The sequence below is a fragment of the Streptomyces sp. NPDC006602 genome (assembly GCF_042870385.1).
In the GTDB taxonomy this organism is placed as follows: Bacteria; Actinomycetota; Actinomycetes; order Streptomycetales; family Streptomycetaceae; genus Streptomyces.
The window spans coordinates 40633-56595 of record NZ_JBIAHG010000023.1; the positions used below are offsets into that span (position 1 = coordinate 40633).

General features: G+C 69.5%; 12 protein-coding genes and 1 pseudogene. 5 read left to right on the forward strand and 8 right to left on the reverse strand.

Going from position 1 to position 15963, the window contains the following annotated elements; genetic code table 11:
• Nucleotides 1-127: 127 nt before the first annotated feature.
• From ACFYO2_RS36690 to ACFYO2_RS36705, 4 genes are all read right to left on the reverse strand, one after another.
• Nucleotides 128-979, reverse strand: coding sequence for a sugar phosphate isomerase/epimerase family protein (locus tag ACFYO2_RS36690; protein ID WP_388358173.1), 852 nt, complete (start codon nucleotides 977-979; stop codon nucleotides 128-130).
• Nucleotides 980-1052: 73 nt separating this feature from the next.
• Nucleotides 1053-1958: an ATP-binding cassette domain-containing protein gene (locus ACFYO2_RS36695; RefSeq protein ID WP_388358176.1), complete on the reverse strand. Its 906-nt coding sequence runs from the start codon at nucleotides 1956-1958 to the stop codon at nucleotides 1053-1055.
• An 8-nt stretch (nucleotides 1959-1966) separates the two neighbouring features.
• Nucleotides 1967-3043, reverse strand: a complete 1077-nt coding sequence (locus ACFYO2_RS36700; RefSeq protein WP_388358392.1) for an ABC transporter permease — start codon at nucleotides 3041-3043, stop codon at nucleotides 1967-1969.
• Nucleotides 3043-4062: a sugar ABC transporter substrate-binding protein gene (locus ACFYO2_RS36705; protein ID WP_388358179.1), complete on the reverse strand. Its 1020-nt coding sequence runs from the start codon at nucleotides 4060-4062 to the stop codon at nucleotides 3043-3045. Before ACFYO2_RS36705 ends, ACFYO2_RS36700 begins: the two co-directional genes overlap by 1 nt.
• 312 nt (nucleotides 4063-4374) lie before the next feature.
• Here ACFYO2_RS36705 and ACFYO2_RS36710 point away from each other — a divergent pair, with 312 nt between their 5' ends.
• Nucleotides 4375-5388, forward strand: a complete 1014-nt coding sequence (locus ACFYO2_RS36710; protein ID WP_388358182.1) for a LacI family DNA-binding transcriptional regulator — start codon at nucleotides 4375-4377, stop codon at nucleotides 5386-5388.
• Nucleotides 5389-5583: 195 nt separating this feature from the next.
• On the opposite strand, the gene ACFYO2_RS36715 is transcribed toward ACFYO2_RS36710, so the two are convergent.
• On the reverse strand, nucleotides 5584-6090 hold the full coding sequence (locus ACFYO2_RS36715; protein ID WP_388358185.1) for a MarR family winged helix-turn-helix transcriptional regulator: 507 nt from the start codon (nucleotides 6088-6090) through the stop codon (nucleotides 5584-5586).
• Nucleotides 6091-6221: 131 nt separating this feature from the next.
• Here ACFYO2_RS36715 and ACFYO2_RS36720 point away from each other — a divergent pair, with 131 nt between their 5' ends.
• The 4 genes from ACFYO2_RS36720 (at nucleotide 6222) to ACFYO2_RS36735 (ending at nucleotide 14336) form a co-directional block, all read left to right on the forward strand.
• Nucleotides 6222-6755: an ester cyclase gene (locus ACFYO2_RS36720; protein WP_388358187.1), complete on the forward strand. Its 534-nt coding sequence runs from the start codon at nucleotides 6222-6224 to the stop codon at nucleotides 6753-6755.
• 420 nt (nucleotides 6756-7175) lie between these two features.
• Entirely contained in the window at nucleotides 7176-10457 is a 3282-nt protein-coding gene (locus tag ACFYO2_RS36725; protein ID WP_388358190.1) for an amidohydrolase family protein, read from the forward strand.
• Nucleotides 10458-10470: 13 nt separating this feature from the next.
• Nucleotides 10471-11133, forward strand: coding sequence for a hypothetical protein (locus ACFYO2_RS36730; RefSeq protein WP_388358193.1), 663 nt, complete (start codon nucleotides 10471-10473; stop codon nucleotides 11131-11133).
• 323 nt (nucleotides 11134-11456) lie between these two features.
• A complete protein-coding gene (locus ACFYO2_RS36735) occupies nucleotides 11457-14336 on the forward strand; it encodes an FAD-binding and (Fe-S)-binding domain-containing protein (RefSeq protein ID WP_388358195.1) in 2880 nt (959 codons plus the stop codon).
• Nucleotides 14337-14455: 119 nt separating this feature from the next.
• On the opposite strand, the gene ACFYO2_RS36740 is transcribed toward ACFYO2_RS36735, so the two are convergent.
• The 3 genes and pseudogenes from ACFYO2_RS36740 to ACFYO2_RS36750 all read right to left on the reverse strand — a co-directional run.
• Nucleotides 14456-15181 carry a hypothetical protein gene (locus ACFYO2_RS36740; RefSeq protein WP_388358198.1) on the reverse strand — a complete coding sequence of 242 codons (726 nt, stop codon included), beginning with the start codon at nucleotides 15179-15181 and terminating at the stop codon, nucleotides 14456-14458.
• Entirely contained in the window at nucleotides 15178-15357 is a 180-nt protein-coding gene (locus tag ACFYO2_RS36745) for a hypothetical protein (protein WP_388358199.1), read from the reverse strand. The genes ACFYO2_RS36740 and ACFYO2_RS36745 overlap by 4 nt, the downstream gene beginning before the upstream one ends.
• A 145-nt stretch (nucleotides 15358-15502) precedes the next feature.
• A pseudogene (locus ACFYO2_RS36750) lies at nucleotides 15503-15880 on the reverse strand (lyase family protein); the annotation flags it as partial.
• Nucleotides 15881-15963 lie beyond the last annotated feature (83 nt).

A 15963-nucleotide genomic window follows, 5' to 3' on the forward strand; every position in this document is an offset into this window, starting at 1 on the left:
TAAAGCGCTTTAAAAATGCTCCTGGAAGTACGATGCCCCGTCGTCAAATGTCATGTCAATAGGTTGTTAGAGCAATACATGGCCTCGCCGACGAGACCTCCGTCGGCGGGGCCACGACCCGCCACGGTCAGGTGTTCAGGTACTCGTCGATCTTCTTGCGCATGAACACCGAGGACTCTTTGGCGCGTTCTTCCCAGGCGAACACGCAGGCGGTGAGGGTGCCGTCGAAGCCGTTCGCGCGCAGCTCACGGAAGAGCTCGCCGAAGTCCACCTCGCCCTGTCCCATGTCGAGGTGCTGGTGGATACGGGCCGCCGTGCCGGGCGGGTTGAGGATGTAGCGGTTGCCCGAGGACGCCGTGTGGTCGAACGCGTCGGCCAGGTGGACGTGGGTGAGCAGGTCGCCCGCGTACTTGATGATGCCGGGGGCGTCGTTGCCGATGTGGAAGGTGTGCGGGGCACAGTAGAGGAACGTGACGTTGGGGTTGTTGATGCCCCGGATCAGGTTGATCGCGTCGTAGCCGTTCTCGATGAAGTCGTCCGGGTGCGGCTCCAGCGCCAGCTTGACGCCCTCTCGCTCGAACGCCGGCAGCAGATCGTCCAGCGACTTCCAGAACTGCGCCTCACTGCGATCGGGATCCTCCGGACGCCCGTTGAACTCCGAGATCATGCTGTCCACGCCGAGGTCGGCGGCGATCTGGATCGAGCGCTTCCAGTACCGTACGGCGGCCTGCCGGGCGTCCTCGTCCGGGCCGGACCAGCGGAACAGCGGCAGCAGTGAGGAGATGCCGACACCCGCCGCCTCCAGCGCCTTGCGGAACTTTCGCACCGTCGCGTCGTCCACGCGCGGATGGCGGAAGAAGGGGATGAAGTCCTCCCGGGGAGACAGCTCGATCCACTCGTAGCCCAACTCGGCTACCACTGAAGGCAGTTCGAGGAGGGGCACGTGACGGATCATGTACGGGTCGAGGGCGATCTTCATGGGGAAATGCCTTCGGATCAGGTTGGCGGGGACGGAGTGTCGCGGTCGCCGTACGCGTGCGGCGACGCCGTTGTCAGTCAGGTGAGACCTCGGACGAGGCCGCCACGGGTGCGGTGAGGTCTTCCGCTTCCGGAAGTTCCTCGACGTCGACGCCGCGGACCTGGGACAACTCGTGCTTGAGTGCGGCGAGTTCGGCGCCGCCGGCCATGTGGTTGGTCAGTTCATCGAGCGTGATCCGACTGCGCTCGGCGGACAGTTCCATGGTCCCCAGGCGCAGCACGCTGAAGTGGTCGCCGACCATGTAGGCGTGGTGCGGGTTGTGGGTGATGAAGATGACGCCGAGGCCGCGGTCGCGGGCGGCGGCGATGTACTTCAGCACCACACCCGACTGCTTCACACCCAGCGCCGCCGTCGGCTCGTCCAGGATCAGCACCCGGGCGCCGAAGTAGACGGCACGGGCGATGGCCACGCACTGCCGCTGCCCGCCGGACAGGGTGCCGATGGGCTGTTCCAGGTCGTCCAGGACGATGCCCATGTTGCGCAGTTCGGTGTCGGCGGTCTTCTTCATCTTCTCGATGTCGAGACGGCGGACGGGCCAGGGGCCCCGGGTCATCTCGGAGCCGAGGAAGAAGTTGCGCCACACCGGCATCAGCGGGACGGTCGCCAGGTCCTGGTAGACGGTGGCGATGCCCTTGTCGAGGGCGTCGCGCGGGGTGGAGAAGCGCACCGCCCGGCCGTCGACGAGGAACTCGCCCGCGGTGTGCTGGTGCAGCCCGGAGATGATCTTGATGAGGGTGGACTTGCCGGCGCCGTTGTCGCCCAGCACGCACGTGACCTTGCCCGGGTGGACGGTCAGGCTCACCCCGTGCAGGGCGCGGATGTTGCCGTAGGCCTTGCCCGCGGCCTTCAGCTCGACGACCGGGGCGTCGTCCTGGGCTTCCGTGTCCTTGGTGAGGGTGTCGTCGTGGGTCGTTGTCATGGGGTGGGTCACCTCCGGGTCGCCGCGCGGCTGACCCACAGATTGATGAGCGTGGCGCCGAGGAGCATCACGCCGAGGAAGGCCTTGAACCAGTCGGGGTTCCAGCCGGCGTAGACGATGCCCTGCTGGACCATGCCGAACATGAAGGCGCCGAAGACCGGTCCGATCGCGGAACCGTAGCCGCCGGTCAGCAGACAGCCGCCGATCACCGCCGCGGCGATGTAGATGAGCTCCTGGCCCACGCCCTCGCCGGACTGGACGGTGTTGAAGGAGAACAGCTGGTGCATGCCGACGAACCAGGCGCCGAGGCCGACCAGCATGAACAGGGAGATCTTGGTGAAGGTCACCGGCACGCCGACGGCCCGCGCGGAGTCCTTGTTGCCGCCCACCGCGAAGATCCAGTTGCCGTACTTGGTGCGCAGCAGCACCCAGGTCGCGATCGCGGCGAACACCAGCCACCACACGACGGTGATCTTCACCTGGACGCCGCCCACCGCGAAGGACGAGGCGAAGACCTCCCGGGCCTGGTCGAAGCCCTCCATGTCGCTGATGTCGTCGGTGGCGACGTTGCCGGTGACCAGCTTGGTGATCGCGAGGTTGGCGCCCTGCAGGATCAGGAAGGTGCCCAGGGTGACCAGGAAGCTGGGCAGGCCGGTCTTCACCAGCAGCCAGCCGTTGAAGAAGCCGACCCCCAGCGAGACGAGCAGGGCGGCGAACACGCCGACCCAGACGTTCGTGGTCAGCTGGTAGCTGAGCATGGCCGCGGTCAGTGCCGAGGTGATGACTCCGACACCGGCCGACAGGTCGAACTCCCCGCCGATCATCAGCAGAGCGACCGGCAGCGCCATGATCCCGATGGTGGAGGACTGGTACAGGATGTTCGCCATCGAGTCGCCGTCGCGCACCGGCGGAGCGGCCACCAGGAAGAACACCCATACCGCGAGGGCGCCGAGGAAGACGCCTATCTCGGGGCGGGCCAACAGACGTAGGGCCAGGGGACGTTCAGCGGTCCGGCCGTCGGTCTGCTTCGGGCCGGAGGCCGGCGGTGTGGTCACCGCCGGCGCAGCCTGTTGGGTCATACTGATCACCGGGTTCCCTTGGCGGCGAACTCGGCGACGGCGTCGACGTTGGACTTGTCGACGAAGGCCGGGCCGGTCAGCACGGGCTGCTGACCGCCGCCGCTGAAGTTGCCGTTGGTCTTGTAGAGCCAGAGGGAGTCGACCGCCAGGTAGCCCTGCAGGAAGGGCTGCTGGTCGACCGCGAACTGGATGGTGTCCTTCTCGATGGCGGACACCAGGGCCTTGTTCAGGTCGAAGGTCGCGACCTTCGCCTTGCTGCCCGACTCGGAGACCGACTGCGTGGCGGTCAGCGCGATGGGCGCGCCGAGGGTGACGACCTCGTCGATCGAGGAGTCCTGCTTCAGCTTGGCCGTGATGGTCGACTTCACCGACGGCATGTCCGTGCCGTTGACGTAGAGGATGTCCGTCTTGCCGCTGAAGGTCTTCTTCACGCCGTCGCAGCGCTCTTGGAGGTTGACGTCGCCCTGGGCCTGGATCACGCACAGGGCGTGCTTGGCGCCGGTGCCGTTGAGCTTGGAGCCGAGGGCCTCGCCGGAGACGGACTCGTCCTGGCCGAAGAACGACAGCAGGCCCTGCTGCTTCCAGACGCCCAGGCCCGCGTTGAGGCCGACAACGGGGATGCCGGCCTTCTCGGCCTTGGCGACGACGGCCTTCAGGGCGTCGGGCTTGGCGAGCGTGACCGCGATGCCGTCGACCTTCTGGTCGATCGCGTTCTGCACCAGGTTGGCCTGGTCGCCGGCGGTCTCGTCGTTGGAGTAGATCAGCTTGACGTTGTCCTTCGCCGCGGCGGCTTCGGCGCCCTTGCGGATGGTGTCCCAGAAGGTGTCGCCGGAGGGCGCGTGGGTGACCATCGCGATCGTCATGCGCGGTGTGGAGGCCTTGCCGGCGGAGACGTTGCCGGCGCTCTCCTCGGCCTTCTTCCCGCCCGAGCTGCTGGAACAGCCCGCGAGGGTCAGGGCGGCCGCGGCGGCCACGGCCACTGCGGGGACGATTCTGCGCGAGCGGGGAAGCGGTGTGCGGGTCATGGGCTGCACCTCACTGTGCATGGAGGGGAGAGGACTGTGCATGGAGGGGAGAGGGGGATCCGCGGATTTCGGGTGGGCCGCTGGAGAGGAGTGGCGATCAAGGCCTCGGAGCAGGTGGTGGAGCGAGGAGGCCGATGTCCAGGTGCCGAGGCCGTTGTAAGGCCTCGGGCTCACTGGCTGAGTTCTTCAGAACATCAGGACAATTTAAAGCGCTTTAAGTCCTGGTACTATCGGCCTTGTTTCACGATCGTGTCAAGGGTGTTGCACGAGGAGATTTGCCGCGCGGAGGTACAAGTGGACGACAGTGGTTCCATGCGTCACCGCAACGGCGGGCACAAGCGTCCGCGGTTGGAGGACGTGGCCGCGCGGGTGGGCGTGTCCACGGCGTCGGTGTCCCTGGTGCTGCGCGGCGTGTCCGGCCCCAGCGAGCGGACCCGGCAGCGTGTCCTCAAGGCGGCTGCCGACCTCGGTTACCAGGTGGACCGCACCGCCAGCACGCTGGCCAGCAGGCGCAGTCGGCTGCTCGGTGTCATGGTCGACATCCGCAGCCCGTTCCATGCCGAACTGGTCGAGCACCTGCACACCGCGGCCGAGGAGGTCGGCTACGACCTCGTCCTGAGCACGCTCACCCGCACCCGTGACGAACAGACCGCGGTGGAGACACTGCTGGCCTTCCGCAGCGAGGCGCTGATCCTGCTCGGCCCGACCTCACCCGCCGACACGCTCGCCGCCCTCGACAACAAAACACCCGTCATCGCCGTCGGCCGCCGCATCGCCGACGCCGCCCTGGACGTCGTACGCACCGCGGACGACGTCGGCGTGGGCCAGATCGTCGACCATCTCGTCGGTCTCGGTCACCGCGAGATCGTCTACGTCGACGGCGGCAAGGGCGTCATCGCCACCGACCGGCGCCGCGGCTACCGCACCGCCATGCGCCGCCACCAACTGGGCGAGCACATCCGGGTTCTCACCGGAGACCAGACCGAGGCGGCCGGCGAGCACGCCGCCCGCCACCTCCTCCACGGCCCCCAACTGCCCACCGCGGTCGTCGCGTTCAACGACCAGTCCGCCATCGGTGTGCTGGCCGCCCTGACCCGTGCCGGCGTCGCCGTCCCGGGCCGGGTCTCCGTCGTCGGCTACGACGACGACACGCTCTCCCGGCTGAGCTGCTTCAACCTGACCACCGTCAGCCAGAGCGCCCAGGAACAGGCCCGGCACGCGGTGACCGCCGCGGTCGAGCGCCTCGACCGGGACCGCACCGAACCCCGCGAGGTCGTCCTCACCCCACGCCTCGTCCTGCGCGGCACCACGGCCGAACCTGTGTGACATGGTGAAGGCAAGGTGGAAGCGGGGGCGGCCGGGCAGCCGGGTTTGAGGCCCGGGTCCTGCGGTGACGTAGCTGTGCACCTGCCCGCACATGGTCGTGGGGGACGACCTGCGGGGCCCTGGGCATCGTCGGCGGCACCGGCTGCCGGCACGAACGAACTGTCCTGCCGGAACTGGCCGCCAACGCCTCGGGCGTCAACCTTGCTGACAGGTGGGGCGGCGGCCGCGGGCGGTCGGTTGTTCCCGGTCTGCGGCGAAGCTGCCGACCGCGCGGGCGAACGCGGCGAGGTCGAGGCCGGCGAGGTGGTCCATGACGTTGCTGCGCACGCTGGCCAACGCGTGCGGGTATGCCTCCTCGAGCCGACGCAGTCCGGCATCGGTGAGGACGGCCATGAGCCCGCGGCCGTCGGTCTCGGCGGGCCGGCGCTCCACAAGTCCCTGCCGGGCCATCCGTTCGACCAGGCGGGTCGTGCCGCTGGTGGAGAGGACCGACTCGGCGGCGAGTTCGTTCATGCGCATGGCCCGTCCGGGAGCCTCGGAGAGGTTCACCAGGACGATGTACTCGACCAGGCTCAGCGCGCACCCGGCCAGCAGATCGGCCTCCAGGACCCGTGGCACGACCAGCACGGCCCGGGCGAAGGCCCGCCAGGCGGCCTCTTCGTCGGCATCGAGGGGTGTTGTTCGGTCCGGCAGCTCAGTCACCGTCTCATCTTACGGAAACCTCAGAAGAGGTTGACGTAACAACTACGCGGGGCTAGTTTGTTGCTGCCGCAACAAACTCACTGTGAGTGACGCACTGTGCGTCACTTCATGTGCGGCATCAGGAGGAAGTCATGGTCAGTCGTCGTTCACTCCTCGGTACCGGCGCCGCCGTCAGCGCCGCGTCGGTCGCCGGGGCTACAACCGGCCACGCCGCCACGGCCCCCAAGCACCACCGGCAGAGCACAGATGCCAACAAGCAGCTCGTGCGGGACTACGCGGCGCAGGTGTTCAACGGTCACCAGCCTGAGCTGGCGGTCAAGTTCGTGACGCCGGACTTCGTCTGGCACGGCGGCTTCATGGGGACCGTTTCCGGGGTGGAGGGCCTGGTGGGCTTGATCGGTTCGTGGATCGAATCGATGCCCAATCTGAACGCCGAGGAGCTCGATATCCTCGCCGAAGGTGATCTCGTCACGGTGCGGTACTTCGTGACCGCGACGGTGCGTGGCTCCCTGCTGGGCATACCCGCCGACGGCAAACAACTGAGCTGGGAGTCCGGGACCATCTGGCGGATCACCGACGGGAAGATCAGCGAGGAGTGGCCCTTCGACGACACCGCCTCGGTCCTGGTCCAGCTCGGCGTTCTCACCTCACCCTCGGGCGGCTGATCCAGAGGCGATCGTCACCATCGCCTCCCACACCACGCGACTGGGCCAAGGACGTCTGCGGCGGTGAGCAAGGACCACACGGTCGGCACTTCACTCATCCGGGCAACCCGAGCGGCGCCCGTCGCCACCCCTCGACAAGCGAGGAGCCGAGACGCGGCACACGTCCTGATCACCGGGGCGTCGGACGGACTGGGACGCGCGCCGGCGCCGGCGAGCAGGAGCACCCGCGCCCCGCGAGTAACTTCCTTTACGTTACCAAGGTTGATGATATGTCAACCATGCCCTAGCGTGCACTTGAAAACTCAGGGGAGTCCCGGACGCGTCGACGGCACAGGCCCGCGCCCGGCGGTCCGACGCGGACCGGTGGCCGAGCTGCGGCTCCTGCGGATGCCAGATGCCCCCAGCACCGGAGCTTTCTTCATGAACACAGTCAAGCAGGGCTTCCCCGGCGAGCCGTCCGACGAGCACTTGGCCACCCCGGGGGCCGACGCACCCGCACACCTCTCCGCCGCATCCGACGCGACCTCCGCGAGGCGGCTCCCCGCAGGCGTCACCCGGCGGGGTCTCCTGGGCGCGGCGGCCCTGGGCGGTGTCGGCACCGCACTCGTTCCGTTCTCGGCGTCGCCGGCGGCGGCCGCCTCACCCTCAACCCCTGCGCCGGACGCATCCGCGGCAGGCGGCCCGGACACCCGGACGCTGACGTTCACCACAGGCACCAATGCCTCCGTGACCGTCTCACCCGACGGCGACCGGCTCGTCATCGAGGTGCAGGGCGTGCTGTGGGCGTTGCCACGGAGCGGGGGAACGGCGACCGCGCTGACCGATCCCGGGATGGAGCCGACCCGTCCCGCCTGGTCGCCGGACGGCTCGGCGGTTGCCTTCTGCTCCTACAAGGGCGGCGGATTCCACCTGTGGACGATGGCCCCTGACGGTTCGAACCTGCGCCGGCTCACCTCCGGTCCCTGGGACGACCGGGGCGTGTCCTGGTCGCCGGACGGCACGCGGATCGCCTTCGCCTCCGAGCGCGGCGGGGACGCGGTGCGGGGCAGTTCGTACGACATCTGGACCCTCGGCGTGGCGACCGGCGAGCTGACCCGCCTGACCAGTCAGCCGGACTTCGAGGACTACGACCCCGCCTGGCACCCGGACGGCGACCGTATCCTGTTCGTACGCGCGAGCGCCTCAGGACGGACCATCGTCTCGGTACCGGCCGCCGGCGGCGAGGTGACCACGGTACGCGCCGTGGACACCGGCGCTCCGCTGTGTCCCGCCGTCTCCAAGGACGGCCGCGTGGCCCACGTGTGGACCTACGGCGGGTCCGGGTTCTTCGCGGGGACGTCTGCCCTGGTCGTGGACGGCCGTACGGTTTCGGGCACCGAGGACGTCTCGCCGCTCCCGCCCTGCTGGACGCCGGATGGCGGCCTGCTCTACTTCGCCGACGGCCGGATCAAGGCACTGAGCCCCTCCCTGGAGCCGACCGGAGAGATCCCGTTCACCGCCTCGCTGGACGTGACGCCGCCCGAGTACCGCCGCAAGGTACGCGACTTCGACTCCACCGCACCCGTGCCGGCGCGCGGCATCCACCTCCCGGCGCTCTCACCCGACGGTGGATCAGTCGTTTTCGCAGCCCTGAACGCCCTGTGGCTGATGCCCGTCGGCGCGCGGCCCCGCAAGCTGTTCCAGGCGGACCCCTCGCGGTACGTGCAGATGCCCTCCTGGGCCCGGGACGGCAGGAGCGTCGTCTACTCGTACGACGGAGACGCCGGCGGCGACGGTCTGGCCGCCGTCCACCGGCTCTCACCGGACACCGGTGAGGTCACGGTCCTGGCCACCGGTGGCCGACTCAACCCGGCCCTCTCTCCCGACGGCGCCCGGCTCGCCTGCCACGATGTCACCGGCAATCTCCTCGTCGTCGACGTCGCGTCCGGTGGTGAGACCAAGCTCGCCGCGCCCCTCGTCGGCGACGGCCTGCCGGGCCGTCCCAGTTGGTCCCCGGATGGCCGGTACATCGCCATGTGCGACCGCAACCAGCTCAACCAGCGGTACCAAAACGGGTACAACGTGATCCGGGTGATCGACACCCGGGACGGCGGTTCCAAAGCCTTCCTGCCGCTGCCCCACACCTCGGTGTCCGACCGCTGCGACAGCGGACCGGTCTGGTCGCCCGACGGAGCGTGGCTGGCTCTGGTCATGGAGTCCGCGCTGTGGGTCCTGCCCGTCGGCCCGGACGGCACCCCGACCGGCCGGCCGCAGCAGATCACCGACGAGCCGGCCGACCACCCGTCGTGGTCCGGCGACTCCCACCACCTGCTCTACCTCTCCGGCGGCCGGCTGCGGCTGATCAACCGGGACGGTACCGGCCGCCGCACCCTCCCGAACACCCTGACCGCAGCCCGCCGCCTGCCGCCCCGCACCGACGTGGTCCGGGTACACGCCGGACGGCTGTGGGACGGCACCGGAGAGGCCGTCCGCGAGGACGTCGACATCGTCATCACCGGCAACCGCATCACAGCCGTCGAAGCGCACCGATCCGGTGCCGGGAGAGCGGGAGAGCGTCGGATCGACGCCTCCGGATCCACCGTCCTCCCCGGCCTGTGGGACTCCCACACCCACCCGTTCCCGAACATCTACGGCGGTCGACAGACCAGCCTGATGCTCGCCTACGGCGTCACCACCAACGTCTCCCTGGGCGGCTTCGCCTACGAAGGGGCCCGCCTCCGCGAAGCCACCGACGCGGGTGCCCTCACCGGCCCGCGGCTGCTCACCACCGGCGAACTCATCGACGGAAGCCGGGTCGGATTCAACATAGGCCGTGCCCACAGCACATCCGACGGCCTCCGGCGCACCCTCGAACGTGCCGTCGCGCTCGACTACGACTTCGTCAAGACCTACGTCCGTGCCCCCGCCTCGATGATGAAGGAGGCGACCCGGACGGCCCACGAGCTCGGTGTCCCCGTCGGAGGCCACCTGCTGACACCCGGCATCCAGGTCGGCCAGGACCTGACGACCCATCTGACGGCGACCGAGCGTCAGGAGTACGGCCGCTCCGCGTCCCCGACCATGCACACCTACGGGGACGTCCACGAGATCTACCGCGATGGCAGCTTCGGGCTCATCATCACACCCTTCAACGCCCTCTTCCTGCTGGGCGCGGACCCGGCCCTGGCCGACGACCCACGGGTGACCACCCTCATGCCCCCCTGGGACACCGCCACCGTGAACGCGCTGTCCAAGGCCCCGCCCACCGAGGAGGTGCTGCGTCAACTGCGGCTCGAAATGGCCACCTACCGGCGGATCATCGCCGAGGGCGGCACCCTCGTCACGGGGACCGACTCCCCGAACACTCCCGTCGGTCTCCAACTCCACCTCGGCCTGCGCGCCCTCCACCAGTACGGCGGTCTGTCCCCCGCGCAGGCTCTGCGTACCGTCACCGTCACGCCCGCCCGGATGTTCGGAGCCGAGGACGATCTGGGCACCGCGGAACCCGGCAAACTCGCCGACCTCACCGTGATCGACGGCAACCCCTTCCAGGATTTCACCGACCTGACGCGCGTCTCCTGGGTGATGCGCGACGGCATCATTCACCGTCAGGAGAACGTGGTCGGCCCCCACCGCCTCACCGCCGACCGGGCGGACAGCGACAGCGAGCACTGGCACGCGGTCGGTTCGATCCTCCGCCGCGGAAGCTGCTGCGCGACCTGACACCCAGTGTCTTGTGATTCTGAGTGCGTTCTTCGATGTGTCGCTGACGAGCTTCTTCACGCTGGTCTGGACGAGTCGGACCTTGGCGAGGATCTCGGCGGCGGCGGTCCAGGTGAAGGATTTGGAGTTCTCACCGGCAGCACCGGCCCTGTGCGAATCCGACGTACGCGGTCCGTGTTGGTCGCCGCATCCGCCGCGCTGCTGCCCGCCGTCGCCCATCCTCGATGACGTCGCCGCTCGGGCCGTCGGGCTCGGTCTGGAGCCTGGTGCGGTGGTCGCCGTCTTCCGGGACCAGATCGAGGCGAACAAGCTGGTGCAGCGCGGGCCGTACACGCACGGGGACGCGCATCCGCCGCCGCAGTTTTCGACGGTCGAGGAGCTGGCCGCCCAGATCGAGCGCGGCTGGGCGGATCTGCAGGCCGCAGGCATCGACGGCGAGATGTGCGAAATCGGCATGGACGTCGACGAGGCTGAGGCCGAGCTGCGCCGGAAGTTCGACGGGCGCTCGTTCGGGGTGGCGCTCATCGGCGGCGGCATTCGGAATGTCCCGGAGAACACCGTCCTGTTCGAGCGGATCGTCAATGTGCTCATCGACCTCCAGCCGGGCATCCGGTTGAGCTTCAACACACATCCGAACAACGCGCTCGAGGCGCTGCAGCGCTGGCTTGACCGCTAGGGCGCTTCTGACGGCTCTTGAACCCGCCGACGGGCCGACGTAGGTGCGCCTGCTGAGGCGGTCGGCGCCACACGAGGCGGTTCACGTGGCGCCGACGGGTCGGCCCGGCAGCCGAGCAAGAGCCATCAGAAACGGCCTGGGTCGGCAGGGAGCCCAGGCGGCATTGGAGAAATGCCGAGGGCCCGTCCGACGGCTGGTGCCTTTTCCGAGAGGGGGCGCGTGACGGCCTCGGTTAGCCTTCCGGCGAGTGACCATCAGTGGGTTCGGTCGCGCGACGACCGGCGTCCGCTGCGGCCCCGCGGACAGAAAGGACGGGCTCTGACGTGACTGCCCCCATGGACGTCCTGTCGAGGATCGAGGCCGCCGGCGTGTCCGTGGAGGCCTCGGGGCTCCGGCTCGCCGCCTATGCCTACGACGCGTCCAACTACCGCGTACCGCCCGTGGCGGTCGTCTTCCCGCGAAGCGTCGATGACGTCACCGCGGTCGTGCGGGCCTGTGCCGCGACCGGCACGCCGGTGGTCGGCCGGGGCGGCGGGACGTCGATGGCGGGGAACGCGATCGGCCCGGGCGTGGTACTGGACTTCTCCCGCCACATGAACCGGATCCACGCGATCGACGAAGCCTCGGGCACGGCCGATGTCGATCCCGGTGTCGTGTTGGCGGTGCTCAGCCGCGAGGCGGAGCGGGCCACGGACGGTGCGCTGACCTTCGCCCCCGACCCCTCGTCGAAGACCCGGGCCACCGTCGGCGGCGCGATCGGGAACGACGCGTGCGGAAATCACTCCGTGCGGTACGGGCGGACCTCGGAGCACGTGATCGAGCTGGATGTCGTCACCTCGGACGGCGCACGGCTCACGGCGTTCGCCGGCGGACTGCGCGCGACCGACCCCGAAGACGCGCACTCGGTGGCCAGAGCATTCGAGCTCGGCGAGCAGCTCAAGGATCTCGCCCGGGCCAACCTCGTACCGTTCCGCACCGAGTTGGGGCGCATCCAGCGGCAGGTGTCCGGCTACCACCTCTCGCACCTGCTGCCCGAGAAGGGCTTCCACGTCGCCCGCGCCCTCGTCGGTTCGGAGGGCACGTGCGCCATCGTGGTGCGGGCGCGGATGAGGCTCGTACCGAAGGCTCCGAGCGCGCTCCTCGTGTGCCTGGGCTACGCGGATGTCGTCGATGCCGCGCGGGACATCACGACCATCCTGGAGTTCTCCCCCGCTGCCGTGGAGGGCATCGACGAGGTCATCGTGGACACGATGCGGCTGCGCCGCGGCGCCGACTCGGTCCTGGGCATGCCGCGGGGCAAGGCGTTCCTCTACGTCGACCTCGACGGGGAGCGGCCGGAGGAGGTGGCCGCCGATGCCGTACGGCTGCTCGAGCGGCTGAAGGCCGACGGGCGCCTGGTGGACGGTCGCGCGGTTCCCGACCCCGACGAGCGGGCGTCGCTGTGGCGGGTCCGCGAGGACGGCGCCGGCCTGTCCTCGCGACCGGCGTCCGGCGCGGAGTCCTGGCCCGGCTGGGAGGACTCCGCCGTCGCCCCCGAACATCTCGCCGACTACCTGGCCGACTTCCGTCTGCTGCTCGACGAGCACGGACTCACCGGCATCATGTATGGCCACTTCGGGGCCGGGTGCATGCACATCCGCATCACCTACGACCTCCGCACCGACGCGGGCCGAAAGGTGTTCCGGGACTTCACGGCGGCAGCCGCCGCACTGGTCGTCCGGCACGGAGGCTCGCTCTCCGGGGAACACGGCGACGGACGGGCCCGGTCGGAGTTCCTCCCGGTCATGTACAGCCCGGCGGTGCTCACCGCCTTCGCGGCCTACCGCCGCAGCTGGGACGGCTCGGCGCTGCTCAACCCGGGCTCGATCACCCAGCCGGACCTGATCGACGCGAACCTCGCGCTCGCCGGTGTCCCCGATCGCGAGTGGCGCACCCACTTCGCGCTCAGTCCCGTCGACGCCCGCGAGGCGGGGACGGATCCGTGGGTGCACGCCGTGCAGTCGTGCATCGGCGTGGGACGGTGCCGTTCGGACTCCGGCGGCGTGATGTGCCCGAGCTTCCGGGCCACCGGTGACGAGAAGGACTCGACCCGCGGCCGTTCGCGCGTGCTCCAGGACATGGTGCGGGGCGCGCACAGCATCGACGAGGGCTGGCAGTCGGAGGACGCCCGCGCGGCTCTCGACCTGTGCCTGGCCTGCAAGGCGTGTTCGCACGACTGCCCCGCGGGCGTGGACATGGCCACGTACAAGTCCGAGTTCTTCTCGCACTACTACGCGGGTCGCAGGCGGCCCATGTCCCACTTCTCGATGGGCTGGCTGCCGCGCTGGCTCAAGCTCACCGCGTACGTCAGCCCGCTCGTCAACGCGCTGCTCGCCACGCCGGTGGGCAGAGTCGCGGCGAGGATCGGCGGCCTGACGACCCAGCGGGCCCTGCCCCGGTTCGCGTCGCGGCGCAGCCTCCGCAAGCAGCTGGAACCCTTCGACGGCGCCGCAGGGCCCGTCGATGTCGTCCTGTTCGTCGACTCGTTCACCAAGGGCTTCCGGCCGGAGGTGGCCGGTGCCGCGGCGCGGGTCGTGACCGACACCGGCCGTCAGGTCTCCTGCGAGACCGACGCGTGCTGCGGGCTGACCTGGATCTCGACGGGCCAGCTCGACACCGCCAAGAAGGCTCTGTCCAAGGCCGTCGCGAAGCTCGACGACGGCACGGACACGCCCATCGTCGTGGTCGAACCGAGCTGCGCGGCCGCCCTCAGGAAGGAGGGCCCCGAGCTCCTGGGCACGGCGGCGGCCGAGCGGGTGTCCTCCCGGGTCCGCAGCTTCGCCGAAGCCGTCAAGGAATGGGTCGACGGCGGCTGGCGGCCTCCGGCGGTGCCCTCGACGGTGACCGTGCAGACCCACTGCCACGAGTACTCGACGTTCGGTGCCGCCGTCCAGGGCAAGGCGCTGGCGGCACTGGGCGTGGCCAACGTCGTCGAGGCCACGGGATGCTGCGGCGTCGCGGGCAATTTCGGCTTCGAGGCCGAGCACTACGACATCTCCATGAAGGTCGCCCAGCAGGCTCTCGCACCCGCCCTCGCGAGGACCGGACGGGACACCCCGGTCCTGGCGGACGGGTTCAGCTGCTCCATGCAGGTCAGGCAACTCGATCCCGACAGACAGCGCCTGCATCTGGCCGAACTGATCGACCCGGGGACGACCGAGTAGCCCGAAACACTTCCCAAAGCAGAGCAGCAGCCCGACGAAGGCGCCGGTCTCACCGACCGTCACAGCGAACACGACTATGTACGACCACCATCCGGCCGCTTCGATCAGGGCGTTGACGTTCATGGCTGTGGGTCCGCTCGCTGCAGTCGCGTCCGGAGCCGGAGCCGGCCGGCGGTGTACCAGGCGATCAGAGGTACAGCCGCCGCCAGCAGCCCGCCGAGCAGGTGTTGGTGCACGGTCGTCACCGTCGCCGCGTCCACGACCAGCGCGATCACCAGGGCAGCTGCCCGTATCCACGCTCTCGTGGCGGTGGTCAGCACGGCGAGCGCCATCAGCACGTACCAGCCGGCCCGCACCCCGGGCAGCGCCAGGTAGTCATGAACAAGGGATGTCTCGTGCCCGGGCAGCCCCTGCTCCACGGCGAGGACGGTCAGCCCGGCCGCGCCGGACAACAGCACCGCGAAGGCGCCGCGCACATAGACCACCGGGTGCCGACGGGCGAGCCACAGCAGGGCCAGCGCCCCCAAGGGCCAGAGGGCTACGGCGTAGAGCGGGGTCAGGGTCCGCGCCGTGTCCTGACCGAAGGCCGCCAGGCGCTCTGCCGCGGCGGCGGCCGGGGTGCGCAGGTGTTCCGCGCCGAACCGAACCCAACTCGCCTCGAAGAGCCCTTCGTTCCCCGCGGGCCACACCAACAGGGCGGCGTAGACGAGCACGGTCACCGTCGCGCCCGTCGCGCAGCGCCGCAGACGCCGACGCACCGTCGCCTCTCGTGCCGTGGCGAAACGGAAGACCGTCTCGCGCGGTGCGCGGCGCATGCGCTGGGCGCAGCCGGCAGCGGAACTCACCGTATCCCTCTGGAAGCGACGGCCGAACTGTGGGTGCCGGACACGAAGGGGTACGGGGCGAGCACAAGTCGCTTCGCGCTCGCCGCCTCCCACAGCGGCACGACGCCTGTGGCCGTGCGCTCCGTCGTCTTCTGCGACGGGGATACGCCGTCTTCCACGGTGGTCGGTGGATTCACGGCAGTCTCCTGACATCCGAATTTTTCTAGTTGATGCATCATCTATACCATCGGAGCCACCGGCTGTCGTCCCGACCCGTGTCCACGGTGGCGCACTTCACACCGTCGTGCGACGGCCGCCGGGTCGGCCCATCCCGGCAGGAGCCTTCCCGCGCTGAATCAACTCCAACGCCCGGTTCGCGACGACCTCGTTGGCGTTCATGTTCGTCGACGTGCCGGCACCGCCCTGGATCACGTCCACGACGAACTGGTCGTGCAGCTTGCCCTCACGTATCTCCCGGCAGGCCTCGACGATCGCGGCGGCCTTCCGCGGCTCCAGCAGACCCAGCTCCTCATTCGCGAGGGCGGCGGCCTCCTTCACGGCGGCCAGGGCGTCGATCAGGTGCGGGTAGGCAGAGATCGGGGTGCCGGTGATGGGGAAGTTCTCCGTGGCACGCAGGGTGTGGACACCCCAGTACGCCTCGGCGGGGACGTCACGGTCGCCGAGCAGGTCGTGTTCACTGCGGGTGACGGCGGCGGTCATGGCGGAGTGGACCCTCTCTCGACGCGGTTCAGGCGTGGGCGTATGCGAGGTGCGGCAACAGGCCGCGAGACCGGAAAGCCGCG

Excerpts from the sequence above, each read along its gene's own strand:
- ACFYO2_RS36725 (WP_388358190.1), top strand. The coding sequence starts at position 7,176 with ATGAACACAGTCAAGCAGGGCTTCCCCGGCGAGCCGTCCGACGAGCAC.
- ACFYO2_RS36720 (WP_388358187.1), top strand. The coding sequence starts at position 6,222 with ATGGTCAGTCGTCGTTCACTCCTCGGTACCGGCGCCGCCGTCAGCGCC.
- ACFYO2_RS36705 (WP_388358179.1), bottom strand. The coding sequence starts at position 4,062 with ATGACCCGCACACCGCTTCCCCGCTCGCGCAGAATCGTCCCCGCAGTG.
- ACFYO2_RS36710 (WP_388358182.1), top strand. The coding sequence starts at position 4,375 with ATGCGTCACCGCAACGGCGGGCACAAGCGTCCGCGGTTGGAGGACGTG.
- ACFYO2_RS36695 (WP_388358176.1), bottom strand. The coding sequence starts at position 1,958 with ATGACAACGACCCACGACGACACCCTCACCAAGGACACGGAAGCCCAG.
- ACFYO2_RS36690 (WP_388358173.1), bottom strand. The coding sequence starts at position 979 with ATGAAGATCGCCCTCGACCCGTACATGATCCGTCACGTGCCCCTCCTC.